Raw genomic sequence first — 17,029 nt, forward strand, 5'->3', positions numbered from 1 at the left:
GTCTCCCCCCCCCTCTTCGTCTCGGAAACCCGGAGTAAAAGGTCCCGAAAGAAGCGACACCCCCTCCTCGGGTACCCCCCCCCCCTTGGACAGCCCGGGGGGGGGGGGGGCCCCCCCTCCTCCCACGCCCGGGGCCGCAGGGCGGCCACCTACGCCAGGCCTCAGGCGGCCCCGGCCCCGGTCCCGGCGCGTGGCCGGAGACGGTGGGACAGGAGACGGTGGGACAGGGGCGGGACCGGGGCCCCCGGTCTCCGGCGGTCAGCCCCGCTGGCCCTCCATCTCCTCGGCACGGTCGTACGCCAGCCCGCTCGCGCCCTCGCCGAAGCCCGCCCGGCGGCGCCGCGACACCCAGGTGTACGTGCGCCCGTCCAGCCAGCGGGCCCGCCGTACCGCCCGCAGGATCCGGGTGCCGGACCGCTCGACCTCCTCCTCGCGGACCTGGTAGACCGTCGGATCCTCGAGGCCCTCGGGCGTCAGAACCCGGCCCACCGGCGCCACGCTCTCCAGCGCGCCGTCCGTGAACCGCTGCATCGAGGCACGCTGGAGGGCGACCGAGCGCAGGGCGGCGTCGGTCCGGACGGGCAGGAACGGAATCCAGTTGACCGGCACCGTCGTTTCCAGGCGGTAGCGCAGCGGGGCCTCGGTCGGCGGGTCGGGAGGCGGTGCGTCCGTCACCGTCAGGGCGCGCTCACGCCCGTCCCACGGGCGGCCGACGCCGTTCTCCGTGGTGGTCTCCACCGCCCAGACCATGTTGGCCTGTTCGTCGCGGAGGAACCGCACCTCCTCGATCACCGGTCCGTCCACGGTGGCCCGCAACGCCGAGGGCGGCAGGACAGAGTAGTCGGCTGCACCGTCCGCAGACGACGTCGAGAACATCGTCCAGCCGTCGTCGTCCGCGTCTGCCCGATCCACCAATGTCCACTCGTCGAACACGTCCCGTACGAGGAGCTGGTCGATCCGCAGCAGCGAGCCGACGGGCAGGCCGAGCGGCACGGTGAACCAGTCGTCGCCGTACACCAGCATGAAGTCGAGGACGAGCGTCTTGGCCAGCTCGCGCCGGTCGGCGTCGAGCGCTGTCCAGTTGAACCGCGCGTCCTCGAACTGCCACCAGCGCCCACGCGGCAGACCTGGGAAGCCGATCCGGGTCGGGAACAGACTGCCGTGCGTGGTGGTCACGGCGGGCCCCGGGCCTGCTTCCGCGGGGCCCGCCACGTCGAAGCTGTACCAGTCGTACTCGCCGTTCAGCCCGGCGTGGGCGGTCAGCCTGTCCCGCCCGGCGCCCGGTGTGGCGGCCACGACTTCCACGTCGTAGTCGAGCCGGTCGGGCCGCCAGGCGGGCGTGTCTGCCCGGCCGAGCGCCCCGTACGCCGTATCCGCCCACGCCAGGAACGCGCCGAACGCCGCCGTGACGGGGTCCGGGTCCTGGCCGCCCGGAAGGACCAGGCGCGGTGGCAGCGCGGGCGCGGCGTCCCGGGCGGCGGCACGCGCCGCGATCCCGTCGACGGCCCGTCCAGCGCACAGCCGCAGAAAGCGGGTGAGGGCGGCGTCTGCCCCCGCATCGGCGCCCTGCTCCTCGGGGCGGGGCACCGGGAACGCGTCCCGCACGGCGGCGGCCACGGCCTGGTCCACGCCGCGAGCGGCCAGTTCACGCAGGAGCGCGTGGCCGAGCTCGACCGCCGTGCGCCAGTCGGGCGTGGCCTCCTCGGCCTGCGTCAGCGCCTCCAGCGGCGCACCGTCCAGCGGGGCGAACGGCCCCTCGGGGCCGCTGCGCCAGCCCTCGAACCCGGCCGTGCTCGTCGCGAGGGTGACATACGCGGGCGAGGCCGCGTCCTCCCCGTGGAACTCGCCCAGCTGCCACTGCCGCGCGAGGAACCAGAGCGGGTCGCGCACCGGGGCTTCGAGGCCCCGCACGAGGCTGTCGGAGCGCGGGGTCGGCTCGACCCGGTTCCAGTACGTCACGCTCGGCATCAGTCCTCCCGCACGATCGTGGGACGGGCGGTCACCAGGCCGGCGAACGAGGTGGTGACCGTGGCGTTCTTGACGTTGGCGGCGAGATACGCGGCGGGGAAGAGCTGCCCGTAGCGGCCGAGGCCCGAGAGGTCGACGGCGCGTACCCGGGCCAGCTCCAGGGTCTCCACCAGCGTCGCCTCCAGGTCGTCGTAGCTCCACGGCCCGTCCGGCGCCGACGGCACGGCGAGCAGGACGCAGTGCGGTGCCTGGGCGCCCGGCGCGTCGTAGTGGAACACCACGCCGCTCTCCTCCTCCCGGTTCGGCAGGACCTCGGGCCAGGCGTCGAGCAGCAGGCCGCTCCACGGCGCGTCCGCAGGGGGCAGATCGCCGAAGAGCGCGAGCGAGGTCAGCCCGGAGTGATGCGCAGGCCCGCCGAGGTGGTCGAGCGCCGCCCAGACGGCTCCGTCGCCCGGCGGGAGTTGCACGATGCGCGGGCGGTCCGTCGTCGTGCCGGTCGCCCGGGCGTAGACGAGGACGTGGCGCCACGCGTCCAGCGGTTCACGGACCCGCAGTACCCCGGCGAGCCAGCCCTCCACCGCGCCGGCCGGGTCGGCGCCGAGACTGGGCTCGGCGGCCAGCGCGGCGGCGAGCTCCTCGGGCACCGCCGGGCGGAAGCGGGGCAGCACCGGCAGGGCGCGTCCGAACACCGCCCGCAGCCGCTCCGCCGCGTCGGCGGCGCCGGCGCGCGCGGCGATCCGGCGGCCGAGCCCGGCCGCCGCCGCGTCGCCGAGGGTCAGCAGTGTCTCGCGCGCGGCGGGTGCGGTGTCGTGACGGGAGGGCGGGAAGGCGTCGGTGACGCCGAAGGTGGTCGCCCCGGCGAGCGCCGCGCGCAGCGCAGACAGGTCGGGGACGGTGCCCTCGGGCGCGGTACGGACGGCCGTGAGGGCGTCGTCGAGGGCCTGGGCGGCGGCGTCGAGCGCGCTCTCCGCCGTGTCGGCTCGGTGGTCGAGGTCCTCGGTCATGGGGTCGGCCGAGGCGAGCGCTGCGCCCCGCTCGGGGGCGACGAGGTCGGCCGGGCCGAGCGGCCGTCCGTGGCCCAGCGTCCGTGCCGCCTCCGAGAGCAGTTCGAGGGCGTCCGCGAGGGCGAGGTCGGCACTTCCCGGGTCCGTGTGGTCGACAGTGACGGCGGTGTCCGGCCCGGCCGCTCCCGCCACCTCCCAGGCGATCCGCCGGTCCAGCTCGGCCGACGCGGCGCCCGCCTGGAGCGCGGCGGCGTGCAGCAGCAGATCGACCGGCGCGAGCGCGAGATCCGCCGCCGTGACCGTGCGCGGCGCCCCGTTGTCGGGTGTGGCAACGCACCCCAGCCGGTCCGGCGGCCCGAGGAGAGCGCCGAGCCAGGCGTCGAGCTCGGGCGCGGCCTGCGCGCGGGGGGTCGCGCCGAGCGCCGCCCACTGTGGCGGCTGAGCCGTGGCGGAGACGACGAGTGCCACCCGCTGGTGCAGCACTCCGCCGCCGCGCGGCGTCCGGGCCACCTCCGGCTCGGGCGGCCGGTGGCCCTTGGCGAGGCTGTCGAGGGTGGCGCCCGCGGCGGCCGGGCTGCCCCGCAGCGCTTGGTGCACCGATTCGGCGAGCAGCAGATCGGCGATCGCGTCGATCGCGTCGTCGAGCCGCCGCAACTCCTCCTCCAGTGCGTCACGCTGAGGGGCGGTCGGCGAGAGCCCCGCGCTGTCCCACGGGATGGTCCCGGCGCGCCACGCGGCCCGCAGCCGCAGCCCGTCGACGACATTCCGGGCGGCGACCGTCTCCGCGGGCTCGCCGCTGTCCTGGGTCTTGTTCGCGACCAGCGGGTAGAGCGCCCGCAGGTCGTCGATGAACCGGTCCAGCTCCACCCCCGCATGCCCCTCGTGCAGCCCCCTCTCGAACCGGTACCCGAGCCCCGCGCCCAGCGGCTGGTCCGCGCGCACCGCGTCGATCAGCGCGAGTGCCTCCCGCACCCGCCGGGACGAGAGGTCGATCGCGTAGGCCTCCTCGCCGCCATGGGCGAGCCGGGCGCCGCGCAGCACCGCGGCGGTGGCGGCGTGCGCCATCGACGGCGCGTGGACATGGCCGGCGGAGTCCGTACGCGCCTGGGCGGGTTCGCCCGCCGCGCCGACCCTGACCGGTACGAGCGTCGGCACGGGATCGGGCCGCAGGTCCTCGACCCAGCCGTACGCCCCGACGTGGACGCCCCGCGGCTGCGCCTGCCGCATCCGGGCGAGGCGCCGGGCGCTCAGCGAGGTGACCCACGGATCCAGCCGGTGCGAGCAGGTGTCCAGGGTCTCGGTGAAGAGCCGTTCCAGCTCGGCGCTGGGCAGTTGCTCCAGGATCCGCAGATCGGCGCGCAGCCGTACCAGCGGTGCCAGCGCCCGGCCCACCTTGGGCACGGCCGTGAGCTGGGCGGAGCGCGGGTCGGCCAGGAAGACCCCGAGCGTGCGGTCGCCGGTCACCCCGGTCACCCGCTGGTCGAACCGGGTCCAGGCGGTGCGGTCCGGGACCTGGCGGCCGGGGACCACGTCGATCAGCTCGGCCTCGAAACGGTCGTCGGCGACGGCGAGACCCCGCCAGGTGAGCAGGTCCAGCGCCGCCGTGTCGTACGCGCGCAGCAGTGCGTGACGGAGCATCAGATACAACAGGGGGTGCGGCGGACGCCCGGCGGGGCCGGCCCTCTGGTCGCGCAGCGCCTCCGGCGACGCGGTACGCAGCCCGGCCAGATAGTTGACGACCAGTGGCTCCGTCTCGGACAGCGGCTCACGCTGCACCAGCGGCCCGTCGAAGTCATGGGCGAGGTCGGCGAACGTCAGCCGCAGCGCCCGGGCCCGGCGCGGCCCCTCCTCCAGATCCTCCAGCAACACTCGAGCGACCTCCCGCTCCAGGGCTCGCCAGGGCCCCGGCTCCACACCGAGCAGTCCGAACATGTTCGCGTGCAGATCCGGCCCCAGCACCCGGCGGATCTGCGCCCCCTGCGCGCTCGCGTGCTGCCCCAGCACCTCGACGAGATCGGCGTCCGGGTCCGCCGAGCGTCCCAGGCGCGGGGCGGCCATGGAGGCGGTCCGCCAGCCGCGCAGCAGACGGCGCAGCCACACCGGTAGGGCCTCGCCCAGCGGTCCCTCCGCGTCCGGCCCGGGTGCCCACCGCGACAGGGAACCGACCGGCAGCAGCCCGTAGGGCACGGATCCGGCGCGGAACGCCGGCAGCGGCCCGCGCGGCCGGACATGGGCGTCGGCGTGCGCCCGCAGCGCCTGTGCCGTGGCGTCGCCGATGTCGGGGCTCATCATCTGGTCGAGGAAGTGGCCGACGGTGGCGGGCCACAGCGCCGAGACCATCGCCCGCGCCGGACCCTGCTCGTCCCGCCCGGCACCGGCCACATGGTCGGCGGTCGCCGGGTCCACGCCCAGCGCGCTCATGAAACGGTGCCCGTCCGTGCCGGGCGCGGCCGGCGGGGCGCCCCGCGCCACGGCGAAACTCGCCGCGCCCGCCGGGTCGGCCGGCGGATGGTCCGACGGCGCGTCGGTGGAGTTGTTGGTCCTGGCGCCCTGCGGCACGAACGCCAGACCGCGGCTGAACCGCAGGCCGTCGAAGAGCCCCGCCAGCTCCTCGGCTTGGCGCAGCGGACCGTCGCTCGTCCGCACTCCTGCGGCGAGGACCGTGTCGAAGCCGTCCTTGAGATCCGCGGCCGTGAGCGGGAACTCCACGGCCATGCCCGCCTCGACGGCCTCGTCGAAGGCGTACGCCCAGCGCAGCTCCGGCTCAACGGCCAGGCCGTCCGGGGTGAGCGCGACGGAGTCGTCGAGCCCCTCCTCCTCACCGTCCGCACTCATCCGCAGGGTCAGCGCCAGGCCCTCCCGTACCGGCCGGCCGACCTCCCGGTGCACCACCGCGCCGCCCCGCAGACAGGTCACGATCCAGCGGTCCGGCAGCAGCGGCGCCTCCGGCGCCCGGTGCCAGCCCGGCGGTCGTGGCTCGCGCGGCGGAAAGAGGAGGCCGCCGGAGTCGTCGGTAGGCTCGGTGCGCTCCACGATCCACGCGGCGCGCTCCGCCGTCGCCTCCCCGACCAGCAGCGTCCACGACTCGGCCTCCGTCATGCCGCCGTGCACCCGCCGCCAGTACGCCTCGCCCGCCTCGGCCTCCGCCGCGGTGAGCAGCGGCTCGAAGCCGTGCGCGAGCAGCCCGTCGGGATAGATTCGCACCAGCAGCCGGGCGCCCCGGCGCCCCGCTTCCCGCCGGAAGCGGGTCTCCAGCCGTACCGGGAACAGCGCCATGGGGAACCGGGCGTCGAGACCGCCGATCCGCTCCAGCGGATCGGTGGCGAGCCGCTCCAGCTCGGCCCGGAGGGTGCCGAGCGCCCGCGCCTCGGTGGCGCGCGCCTTCTGCAGCGCCGCCAGCGCCCGCGCGTGCTCCTTCGCGAGCCGGTCCCGGTCCTGCTCCCGCGCGCCGGCAAGTGCCGTCCGTGCGGCGGCCAGCCGTCCGGCCGCCCGGCCGCGTTCGCCCTGCGCCGCCGCCCGGGCCGCGCGCAGCCGCTCCACCGTCTCGGTCATTGCGGATTCTCCTCCGGGAGCAGGTCCGAGCCGTGGATGGCGACCCGGAACGGCCGTTGCAGCGTCACATACGCGAGATCCGAGCCGTTGGAGCCTTTCGCGCCGAGGCCCTGCTCGGCGTGCCAGGCCAGCGGCGGCTCGCCGACGGCCGGGACCACCTGCGTGGTGTCTGGCAGCGCCGCGTCCAGATCTATGTGCCCGAGCGCGTCCAGTGCCGCCGCGTCGCCCACCAGCTGCGCCCAGTTGAGGTCGTTCCAGCTCGTGGGCGGCGCTCCGTAGTGCCCGTCGTCCGGATCGAGCCCGAACACCGGCTCTGTCGGCTGTTCCTGGAGCATGAAGTACCAGCCCTGGTCGGCCTGCGGGCCGGTGTCGCCCCGCGCCTCCCCGGGGAGCAGATCGAAGCCGTACACGGAGATGTCCGGATCGAGCCGGCCCTCGAACACCGGGAACTTCCGCTCGCTGCCCAGCGCGCGCCGCCCTCCGTCGAGGACCGTGCGGACCGCGTAGACCAGCGTGTTCGGGTAGCGGCGCAGGATCTCGCCCTTGACGAGCAGCACCAGATGGTCCTCGCGCGGTGCCGGGCTGCGCCCGGTGTGTGCGCCGAGCTCCGTGCCCGGCCCCCAGCGGTGAATTTCCTCGATGTCGCGCAGCGTCGCCGGGTCCGCCGCGCCGCCGGGGCCGACGATCCCGCGCACGTCCCAGAACTGCCGGAAGTAGGTGCCGCGTTGGTCGGTCGGGTACTCGTGGTAGAGCAGCTCACGCGACATCTCGTGGCTCAGCCCGGCCATGTACGCCTCGATGAAGCGCTGGTTGGTCTTCAGCAGCGTCGCCGTGTCGGGCGGGATCCGGCCCACGCCCGGCAGCAGCCACTCCTGGCCCAGGTCGCGCAGCGGCTCGTACATCGGCGTCTCGATCGAGGGTGCCGCCATGATGGGCTCCAGCAGGTCCTCGTACTCCCAGCGCACCCACGGCGCCACGGCCAGCCGGTGACGCAGCCCGGCGGCCACTGTCAGCGGCGGCAGCATTCCTGCGGACAGCGTGTCCGCGAGCCCGCCCAGGTGCGCCACCGTCAGCCGCGGCCCTGGCGCGGGCGGGGCATTGAGGTCGCCCAGTGCCTCGGCGAGCGCGTCCCGGAAACGTACGGCCGCCTCCGCCGGAGGTACGTGGTCCAAGGTCACCTGGTCTGCGTCCCACGCGCCGGGAACGCTGAGCGCGAGCGTGAATCCGCGGGCCGGCCGGACCATCAGGACGTCCTCGGGCCGCACGTCCACGTCCAGCAGCCGCTGCGGGTGGGGCAGCGCTTTCACCACCCGGGCGCGGGTCACCATCGCCTTCGGAGTCGCCACCGGCGGCCGGGCCCGCACTTCCGCCGTGTTGAGGCGCGCGAGCAGCGGCGCCGCGCCGTCCGCCCGCAGCCGCGCCATCCTGCGGCCCACCGGTCCGCCCGGGCGCAGCACCCGCCGCAGCCCGCCCGCGAGGGCACCTTCCGGCACGGGGCTGCGCCGTAGCCGTTCGTGCACCGTGATCGCGGGGGCGCCGGAGGAGTCCGCGCCGGGCGCCGCGAAACGCGGGTGCAGCGGGGCCGTCACCATGAGGAAGTCCTCCGTCGGCAGCGGCAGGAGATGCCGCTCCAGGATGCGCTCGGCCGCGGCCCGCGACAGCTGCGCCCGGCGCAGCTCCGCGTTGGCGGCGAGGATGCCCTCGACCTGGTTCCAGGCCTCGGCCATCAACTGCTGGTCGTGGACGCGCACCACGTCGGCGCCGAGGCCCGCCGCCGCGCGTAGCCGTGGATCGGCGTTCAGCTCGTGGAACCAGCGCGGCGGGGCACCCGCCGCCGTGAGCAGCCGGTCGGCCGCCGCCTGCCAGCGCGCCCACAGCGGAGGGGCCACGGTCAGCGGGATGCCCGGTGTCTGCAGGAGATCGGCGGGCCGGTTGACGAGCCCGGCGAGCGCGGCCACGAACGGGGTGCGCTCCCCGGCGCTCCACGGGTCGCTCGTCGTCTCCGGGGCTATCAGGGCACCCTCCATGGCCAGCGGCACCGAGGCCGCGGGCGGCAGCGCCGGGTCCGGCGCGCCGACGAACAGATCACGCAGCCCCGTGCGCTCGTCGACGGGCCGCGCCCGCAGCCGGCGCGCCAGCGTCTCGAAGTCCCCGGCCTCACCGGTCTGGAAGCGCCAGGCGTAGTACACCGGCAGTCGGACCCGGGTGGCTCCCGGCTGCCAGGCCGGCGCGAGGCCGTCCACGGTGTCGTCCAGCGGCTCCCGCAGCCCCGCCAGCCTGCCTCGCTCGAACGCGGGGACGAGAAACGCCCGGTAGCGGGCGCGCGGCGCTAGACGGCGGGCGGCCACCAGACGCGAACGGACCCTCCGGGGCTCGTGACGCGCGACGTCGTCGAGCGTCTCGGCCGCCGCGTCGAACCCGTCGATCTGCACATGTGCCCACGCCCAGCTCTGCGACAGCAGCGGCAGCGTCGCGGCGGTGTCGACGGTGATCGCGGCGAGCGTCCCGTCGCCCAGGGCAGGGCTCTCGTCCGCGACGGCGTCCTCGGGCAGCACTGCCAGCACGATCCAGGGCCGCAGCCGTCCCCGTACGGCCTCGGCGCGGGCCGGGGTGAACCGCCAGGGGAAGTCGGGCTGCGCGAACTCCACCGCCGGGAAGTAGCTGGGCTCGGCGTCGGTCTCGTCGGGCCGGGGGACGGTACGGATCACCACCCGCGGATCGACGGCGGCGACCTCGCCGGGGCCGAACAGCTCGAACCCGATGGTGACCGGCCGCCGTTCACCGGCCGCGTCGATCCCCAGCGTGACCGGGACCGCCGCCCGCGCCTCGCCCGTCGTCGTGCCGTCGGGCCGGTTGATCTCGCGCACCATGCCCCGCCGCAGCCACGGCAGGAACGCGTACGACGCCGGGGTCGTCATGATGCACCCGCCAGCTCGTGCACTGGCACCACCTGCAGGCCCGTTCGGTCGCGCGCCCGCTTCCGTGCCCCGTACGCCGCCCCCTTGGTGAGCCCGGTCCCCAAGGCGGGGCGGGCCACGAGGGTGTCGAGCGAGGCGACGCCGTACTGCTCCGCCGCGAGGACCACGCCCCGGTCGGCCGGGACGGCCGGGGTGAACCTGGCGCCGCCGGTGTCCTCCCACGCGGACACCGCGCGGCTGCCGCGTGCCACGGCGGTGAGCTGGAGCACCCGGTCCAGCGGGGCGCGGGCGGCGGGCCGGTCGTCCCCGGGCGCGTCGATGATCCGGGTCTCGTACTCCAGGCGGGCCGACTTGAGCGCGGTGAGCGGACCGTCGACGAAGTCCCCGCCCACGGTCACCCCGGCGTCCATCTCCTCGAACGCCGGCCGCGACAGCTGCTCGCTCTCCGAGAGGTCCTCGAAGTCGCCGGGAGCGAAGTGGTCGCGCACCAGGTTCCAGTCGGTCACCAGGGAGTCGCCGACCGAGACGTCGTGGAGGTCGAAGCGGTCGGGACCCTGGATCTCGTACTGCCCGAAACGCTCCAGCGGACGGTTGAAGGGCAGTACCGTCTGGCGCAGGGTCGCCGAGCCCATCGGGTGCAGCAGCGGCGGGCCGGGGGTGCCCGGCGGGGGCCGCAGCGCGACGGCCGCCGCGAGATCCGGCTCCAGCCCGGGCGACCAGTTCTCGGCCTGGTGGATTGCGGCCTCCAGCAGGGGCCAGGGGTCGGCCGGGGGCAGCGTGTTCTCCCGCCGCTCGCCGAACTCGGCGTCGAACGGGACGCAGATGTCGAAGAAGAGCAGCGACAGGCAGCCCTTGCCCCAGGCGTGGAACGGTGCCGGACCGGTCAGGTGCCCCTCGACCGAGATCCCCGCGATCCGGTCCGAACCGTGGAACAGCCCCATCCCGGCGTCGAAGTCGACTCGGAACGACAGCGGCACGACCACCAGGAGGGCGTCGAAGCCCAGCCAGCCCTTGACACTGAACCCCCCGGCTTCGGCGAACAATTCGGCCCGGGCACCGAACTGCCGCGAGTTGGAGGTGATCGCGACATACGCCTCCAGGCTCACCCGGGGGTTGTCGCCGGTGCCCAGGGCGATGGTGACCCGGCGCAGATCGGGGAACCCGGGCGGCGGGGTGACCTGCGGGTTCATTCCGCCGACCGCCAGCGCCACATTCGGCGGGTCGGCCCAGGACAACCGCAGCGCCATGTCGCCCGAGACCGTGAATGCGGCCACGTACGAGTCGTGCAGGGTCGCGTCCACGGCGAGCAGCCGCTTGGCGGCGTCCAGCACGGCGACCACGTCGACATGGAGCGAGACGACCGGCGCCTCCTCGGGAAGCACGACGGACGCCTGGCCCACCAGCGCGAGCGTGACCGGATCGGGCACATCCAGCAGCACGCCGATCTCGGCGCGGACCAGCGTCGGTGTGCCCCAGCCGAGGATCGCCATGGGCCCGAACACATGACGGCCCATCGCCACCGGGAAGATCGTCGTCAGGTTGGAGACCAGGGTGTGCGCGTCGGCCACCGGATCCTGCGGGAAGAGGACCGCGTCGACGGCTCCCGTACGGACCCCGGACAGGAACGCGTCGGTGTCCAGGCGGCGGTTGACCGCCGCGAGCCCGCCGACCCCCTCCAGGGTGAAGCCGTAGCCGAGCTGGACCGGCGGGAACTCGGACGAGATCGCGACCAGCAGCGAGAAGCCCGGCGCCGGCAGATCGGTCCCCTGGGCGTCCTTGGTGTCGAGGACCCCGACGGCGGTGACGCCGATGCCGAAAACCTCCAGTTCGAGGATCCCGGTGTACCGCCCGGACTCCGGGTCGAGCCGGATGAAGCCGCCGCCCGTCAACACCCCGGCCGCGTCGACCACCAGCCCCAGACCGGACGGCGTCAGCACCCCGAAACCGATGTCGAGCGGGCCCGCGTTGCCGGGCTCGAACCGAACCGGCAGATGCACCCCCACCCGGTCAGCCGCGTACGACACCGGCCCCAGCCGCCCGGCGAGCGCCGCCGACGCGCGGACGTCGAGCTCCGGAGTGACCCCGGCCCCGGCAGCGCCGCGCACCGCAAGGTCGACCCGGTCGAAGTGCAGCACCCCGAGCCCCGCGTGCGGGTAGAGCGACACCTCGAATCCGGCACCCGCCTGGAAGTCCAGACCTGTACGGTTCGACCACGCGAGCCCCAGCGGCAGTTCGACACGGGTGTCCCCGCCACCGAGCACGGAGCCGAGGAACCCGTCGAGCGAACCGGCCGACAACACGAGGGCCGCCCCGCGCGGCTCCGCGCCGAGCACGATCTCGACCCCGCTGCCCCGGAGGTCGACCCCCAGCGACAGCGTGGCCCCGGCCAGCTCCATCCGGTTGCCGCCCGGCTCGCCGAAGACGACCGCCGGACCGTCCGGCGCGAAGACGAGCGAGAAGCCCAGCCCCGCCGACGGCAGCGCGTGCCCCGGCGCGAACGGATAGCGGACGGAGGTCTCCCCGGGCCGCAGCACGATCCCGAGCTGGTCGGCCAGATCCGTGCCCGCCCGCAGCCGAAACGTCCAGCGCCCGCCGAGGTCGATGTCCTGCGCGACCCCGTCCGGCACCATCGGCCCGATCACTATCCCCGGCAGCGCTGCGCCCTCCGCTGGTAATTCGGTGACGGCGAGCCCGACATCGTGGTATGCCCCGGCGACCGGGATATCGAAGAACGGCACGGTCAGACCGTGCCGCAGCGGCCGCGCGGGTGTCCCCGTCGCCAGGGCCTGGATCGCCTCCGCGTAGGCGGACGGCACCCCGCCCACCGAGGACGTCAGCCCGAGCGCGAGCGTCACCTCGCCCAGCAGCTCGGCCGCCTTCCGGAAGTCGAACTCCGCGGTTCCCCAGCCCAGTACCCCCGCCGGGACGGAGGCCGGATCGTGGAGCACCTCAGGGAGTCGCTCCCACTCGAAGCGGGTGCGCACGAAGCCGGGGCGGTCACCGGTGGGCTCCACGGACTCGGAACGGATCACCCCGAGCAACTCGAGGACCGAGAAGAACGTCGGCACCTCGGAGAGCAGATATTCGGCCAGCAGATACTCGAACAGGTTCCGCGCAAGCCCGGTCATGGCCGCGGGGTCCACCCCTGGCGGTACGTCCCCGAGCCCGTCGACCGCCAGATAGACGTCCCCGACCGCCTCGATCGCCGCGACGGCCTCCTCGGCGCCGGCGTCGGCGGCGAGCGCCGCCGCCGCTGCGGCGGCCTGCACGGCGGCGTCGGCGACGGCGACATAGCTCGGCGGCAGCCCCTGGACGTCGTGGCCGAGCTGCCACATCAGCCGCCGGAAGGACTCCTCGTCCCGGAACCCCCGGTCGAGCGGCTCGACGGCGGTGGCGAGATGCCGTGCGACCACGTTCAGGGTGGATCGGTCGTCGCTGGTCATGTGGGGTACCTCGGGGCGTAGTCGAGGTCGATGGTGCTGTGTTGGGTAGGGTCGATTTGGTCGACGATGGCGTAGCGGCAGACGGGGCAGAACTGGTATGCCTGGTCGGTGGAGAAGTGTTGTCGGCGCATGAGGCAGATGCCGGTCGGCCGGTACACGCCGCAATTGAAGCCCCGGGCGTTCTCGAAAAGACCCACGATCCAAGATGAGTAGCGTGGTGGGTTCGGAGCGGTGCCTCCGGGGAAGTTGGTCGCCGGGGTCGGCGTGGCCAGGGCACCTGGGCACGCCCGGTTGGGAGGGTCGGTGTGGGCCGCGTTGAGCGGATTACGTGTGGCGTTGATGCGAGCACGGACAGTGGGATGCATCAGTTCGATGTCGTCCCCGAAGACACGCGTGGCCGGGTCCGGGTCGGGCCCGCGCACGGGACAGATGAGTAGGGAACCCGCCGGGAAGTCGGCGGGCGTGAACACGGCCGCCGTCAGCGCCTCCAACTCGATCTCCGGATCGGCGACCGCGGTCACGATAAACCGGTCGCTCGGCGGCGGAGCGCCCACCAGCGGCCGCTTCCGCAACCGCACGACGTCGTCGGCGCGGAACTGCGCGGTGTGACCGGCCTCCAGCTGGACTCGGTAGAGCGGGCTGCCCAAGTCCAGCGGCTGCGCGGAGAGAACGCCGGCTTTGCGCAACCGCGGCCAGCGCCACTTCACCTTGTCCGCATCGAGGTTGACACCAGTGAGAAGGGTGCTGCGGGGCTGGGCGTTCGCCTTCTTGGCGAGTTCCGCCACGAGCGTGGCCGGTGCCGCTCCCCCGCCGCCGTACTCGTCGGAGAGAGCCAGAGAGTGCCCCAGTTCGTGGGCGGCCGTGGTCCAGAAGTCGAGATGGATCGTGGGAATGGAGTCGGGGAGCAGGTTCTTGCCGAACCCGCCGGTGGCGTTCTCGATCCTGTGATCGTCCTCGTCGTCGAGCGTCATGGTGATGGTCCGGCCTCTGGCGGTCCGGAAGAGGTTGGCCCCGCCGTTCCTGCGGGAGTGCGCGCACACGATGACACGGTCCTCGTCGTTGCCGCCCCGCACCCACGCGCCACCCACCGTGACTCCGGCCGGGTCCCGCAGGGCGCCGAGGAAGTCGTCGAAGTCCTGCTCGTCGTAGCGCCACGGATGGAAGCCGGTCGAACGTATCTCGCGGCGACGCTGCGCCGCGGGGCGCTCGCCCAACGAGAGCGCGAACGTCGTGTCGGGTTCGTTCAGCAGGTACAGATCGTTGGTGGCCGGTGTGGGTGGAGTCGCGATGTGCGTCGCGCCTGCCACGCCGCCCACCACCGCCGTGTCGACCTCGCGTGCCTTCGCCCCAGTGCCGGACGCAGGCGAAGACCGGACCAGCTCCTGAGCGCAAATGCCGGCCTCGCGTGATTCGACCCAGGCCATGAAGTAGTTGATCTTGTCCTTCAGGAGGTCGTACGGCCGGGTGCGGTGCCGCTTGCGCAGCCGGTACACCAGACCCCGTACGAGTTTCTCGAAGCCCGCACTGTCCCCGGCCCTGAAGCCGTCCGGCAGGATCAGCACGTTGACCGAGCTCGCCATCGAGGCGAAGCCGGGGCCGTCGATCAAGGTCAGGGTGACGGGGTTGTTCCAGGGCTGGGTCGCCCTGGCGGTCGCCGTCGCTGTGGAGCCGCCCAACGATGCCGGCAGAGCTGCCTGGATCGTGGCGTTGCCGGTGTTGGCCGCTCCGGTCAGCAAGCCGGTGGCCGAGGCGACACCGACGGTTCCCGCCGCGTTGGACGACCAGGTGACGGCCGAAGTGACGCTCCCCGACGCGCGCACGAATGTCCGGTCTCCCACGACGGGAGGGTCCGCCGGGCACCACGCCGTCAGATCGCCGTATGTACCGTCATCGAACTCCGCGAGCAGCGTGAACCGGCTTTTTCGGACGTTCTGATGGACGGTGAGTTGCACGGGCGTGAGCCACATCCGTGTGATGGAACTGTGGATGTGGATGCGCTTGGAGGTCGTGAATGTTGTGCCGGCCTCGGTCACCGTCGCGGTCACGAGGAAGTCAAGCAGGCGTGGTGCCGCCGCCAGGGGCGCGGTAACTGTCACCTCTCCCTGGGGGTTGACCGTAACCCCCGCCGTTCCGGCCGTCCCGGCCACGAAGTTCGCCGCCCAGGACACCGAAACACCCGCGGGCGGGCTGTCCGCCCGCACGTTCCCGGTCGTGTCGTCGATCCACAGGAGATGGTCGAGCCGTGGACCGACGACGCCCGGGATCAAATGCAGATCCTGAGCGGCCTGGTCAGGCCAGAAGACAGAGTTGACCGTCATGGTCACTCGCAAGAAGTCCGTGCTTCGCGGCGTCACTTGCGCCGCCCGGAAGAACGTCACCGGCCGCCCAACCACGTGCGCGCCAGCCGTTACCTCCATCGTGCGACGGCGCACCGGGGCCCGCAACACAACCCCGGCCGGGACATGGCCGGGACACGTGCGCCTGGGACCGGGGCGTCGGGAGACTCGGAAGGCAGAGCACCACAGCTCCGAAGAACCACGGAGGAGGGACGGACACCGTGGCTCCACTTCGACCGCACCCCTTCCACCTTCGCCGGGACAGGCTGGCCCGCCACGGCACCACCGTCATCGCCACCGGATCCGGAGGCGTCCACTGCTACGCCTCCACCGTCCCCGACTCCCTCAGCACCACGTGGCTCGAACGCCAGGCCAGAGCGTGGGCAGACGACACCACACGCCTCGCCGTCGCCATCGCCATGTACCAACAACGCTTCAGAAGTCGCAAAGCCATAGAAGAAGCCCAGCTCGCGAAGGGTCCTCCCCGCGCAGGCGGGGTCAGCCGCAGTCCGGCCGGCTTGGGGGGACTGCTCCAGTAGGGCCTGGCGGCGTACCGCGTTCACCGGGCTGGCAGGACGTTGGAACCGTTCTGCGGCGCCAGGCCTGCTCAATGTGCGTTCGAGTACATGTACGTGTTGGTGGTCCAGTTGAACACGGCGATCTTGATGGTCTTGCCGGCGTCGGACCGGTTGTTGTCCTGTGCGGTGTACCAGCCGTTGCCGATGCTGGTGGTTGCGGGTATCCCCAGCCAGTCCCAGCCGCTGCCGGTCCAGGTCAGAATCCACAGGTTCTGGCCGTAGTGGTTGGTGTTGAGGACGGAGTCGATGTACTCATGACCGTCGCTGCCCCAGAAGACATCCATTTCCGCGTTGGCGTCCCTGGACTCGAGCATGTCGCACCAGTGGTAGTCGGTGGACCAGCAGGCGCTCGGTGACTGTGGTTGTTGCGGTGTCGAGGCGGAGGCCGGCGCGGTGGCGATGACGGTGCCCGCCAGTACTGCCGTGGCCACAGCGAGTATGGTGCGGGCCCTGAGGCTTCTGGTGAACGACATGCTGTCCTTCTTCCATCTGTCTTGTCGGAGCGGTGCGGTGTGGTCCGGCGTAGAGCCAGGCCGAACAGGACGATTACGAGCCGTTGCGCTTCGGTGGCGGCCCGCTGTCCAGGGTTTGGACATCGGCGAGTTTGGCGGCGCCGGACATGAGGACGGCCCCGTCGGCATCACGGGCGATGAGGTCTCCGGCCTGACCCGGCACCACGGCGTAGGCGAAGTAGCGATGGGCAGGGTCGGCGGGCAGGGCGTGGATCGGCAGGATGCGCGGGGCCCGGTTGCCCACGTCGATTTCTTCCAGGCTGCTGACGCTGGGGCTGACCAGGCCGTGGACGAGGATGAGCTTCTTGTGCCCGTCGACGGCGAAGTTCAACGGACTCTCAGCTGTCGAAGGAGGCTGGCAGGCCAGTCCCACGAGGTCGTCCCGCACTCTTGCCGCGGTGCACAACTCGCTGCCCTTGTGTACCAGTTCGACGCGCCATTCGAAGCCTGCCGTCGTGCCGCGTTCGACGGTGGAGAGCACGTCGAACGGCGGACTCGGCGAGGAGGCCCCGGCGGCGCAGGCGGTCAGTAGGGCAAACGCTGTGATCAGCCCGGCACAGCCTGACATGACCTTCGACACTAGGTCGTTCCCGTGGACGCCCACGCGAGATCGGTTCCCTTCCCTCGGTCTGCCCGACTGGACGGACCGCCCGGGGGGGGGGGGGGGGGGGGGGGGGGGGGGGGGGGGGGGGGGGGGGAGGGGGGGGGGGGGGGAGAC

7 protein-coding genes are annotated in these 17,029 nt (G+C 73.3%); all 7 read right to left on the reverse strand.

Going from position 1 to position 17,029, the window contains the following annotated elements; all coding sequences use genetic code 11:
- Nucleotides 1-258: 258 nt before the first annotated feature.
- Nucleotides 259-1,968: a hypothetical protein gene (locus ACZ6NC_RS23565; protein ID WP_465735760.1), complete on the reverse strand. Its 1,710-nt coding sequence runs from the start codon at nt 1,966-1,968 to the stop codon at nt 259-261.
- Nucleotides 1,968-6,524, reverse strand: a complete 4,557-nt coding sequence (locus tag ACZ6NC_RS23570) for a hypothetical protein (protein ID WP_465735761.1) — start codon at nt 6,522-6,524, stop codon at nt 1,968-1,970. The genes ACZ6NC_RS23565 and ACZ6NC_RS23570 overlap by 1 nt, the downstream gene beginning before the upstream one ends.
- Nucleotides 6,521-9,442 carry a hypothetical protein gene (locus tag ACZ6NC_RS23575; RefSeq protein ID WP_465735762.1) on the reverse strand — a complete coding sequence of 974 codons (2,922 nt, stop codon included), beginning with the start codon at nt 9,440-9,442 and terminating at the stop codon, nt 6,521-6,523. The genes ACZ6NC_RS23570 and ACZ6NC_RS23575 overlap by 4 nt, the downstream gene beginning before the upstream one ends.
- On the reverse strand, nt 9,439-12,885 hold the full coding sequence (locus ACZ6NC_RS23580) for a DUF6603 domain-containing protein (RefSeq protein ID WP_465735763.1): 3,447 nt from the start codon (nt 12,883-12,885) through the stop codon (nt 9,439-9,441). The genes ACZ6NC_RS23575 and ACZ6NC_RS23580 overlap by 4 nt, the downstream gene beginning before the upstream one ends.
- A complete protein-coding gene (locus tag ACZ6NC_RS23585) occupies nt 12,882-15,209 on the reverse strand; it encodes a hypothetical protein (RefSeq protein ID WP_465735764.1) in 2,328 nt (775 codons plus the stop codon). The genes ACZ6NC_RS23580 and ACZ6NC_RS23585 overlap by 4 nt, the downstream gene beginning before the upstream one ends.
- 619 nt (nt 15,210-15,828) lie before the next feature.
- Nucleotides 15,829-16,230, reverse strand: a complete 402-nt coding sequence (locus tag ACZ6NC_RS23590; protein WP_465735765.1) for a hypothetical protein — start codon at nt 16,228-16,230, stop codon at nt 15,829-15,831.
- A 115-nt stretch (nt 16,231-16,345) separates the two neighbouring features.
- Nucleotides 16,346-16,891: a hypothetical protein gene (locus ACZ6NC_RS23595; RefSeq protein ID WP_465735766.1), complete on the reverse strand. Its 546-nt coding sequence runs from the start codon at nt 16,889-16,891 to the stop codon at nt 16,346-16,348.
- Between the last annotated feature and the right edge of the window lie 138 nt (nt 16,892-17,029).

The sequence above is a fragment of the Kitasatospora sp. NPDC041988 genome (assembly GCF_055588525.1).

Coding starts and splice junctions, on each gene's coding strand:
- ACZ6NC_RS23565 (WP_465735760.1), bottom strand. CDS start 1,968: ATGCCGAGCGTGACGTACTGGAACCGGGTCGAGCCGACCCCGCGCTCC.
- ACZ6NC_RS23570 (WP_465735761.1), bottom strand. CDS start 6,524: ATGACCGAGACGGTGGAGCGGCTGCGCGCGGCCCGGGCGGCGGCGCAG.
- ACZ6NC_RS23575 (WP_465735762.1), bottom strand. CDS start 9,442: ATGACGACCCCGGCGTCGTACGCGTTCCTGCCGTGGCTGCGGCGGGGC.
- ACZ6NC_RS23580 (WP_465735763.1), bottom strand. CDS start 12,885: ATGACCAGCGACGACCGATCCACCCTGAACGTGGTCGCACGGCATCTC.